The sequence below is a fragment of the Salegentibacter maritimus genome (assembly GCF_016236915.1).
In the GTDB taxonomy this organism is placed as follows: Bacteria; Bacteroidota; Bacteroidia; order Flavobacteriales; family Flavobacteriaceae; genus Salegentibacter; species Salegentibacter maritimus.
In genome coordinates this window covers 1-372 of sequence record NZ_JAEHOK010000063.1, presented here as the reverse complement: position 1 = coordinate 372, position 372 = coordinate 1, and the positions used below count along the sequence as shown (strand labels likewise).

Annotated in this window: 1 protein-coding gene; it reads right to left on the bottom strand. The window is 48.7% G+C overall.

Annotated features, from left to right (window positions below):
• A partial coding sequence (locus I6U49_RS16840; RefSeq protein WP_198629699.1) for an HYR domain-containing protein occupies positions 1-372 on the bottom strand: 372 nt, incomplete at both ends.

The window sequence follows — 372 nt, the reverse complement described above, 5'->3', positions numbered from 1 at the left end:
CCAACTGAACAGTTATCAGTAGCCGCCGGAGGTACAATTTCTATCATCGCCCCACAGGTATCTGCATCTGCAGTAGTATTGATAGCTTCCACAGCCGCGATTACCGGCGCCTGGTCGTCAGTTACCGTTATGGTTTGTATTACCGGTTCAGCCTCGTTTCCATTATCATCTGTCACGGTCCATGTAATATTGGTGGTTCCCACGGGGTATTCTGCATCTAATGGCAGATTATCATCCCTTGTTCCGTTTACATTTCCAACCGTACAGTTGTCAGTAGCCGTCGGAGGTACAATTTCTATCATCGCTCCACAGGTATCTGCATCTGCAGTAGTATTGATAGCTTCCACAGCAGCGATTACCGGTGCCTGGTCG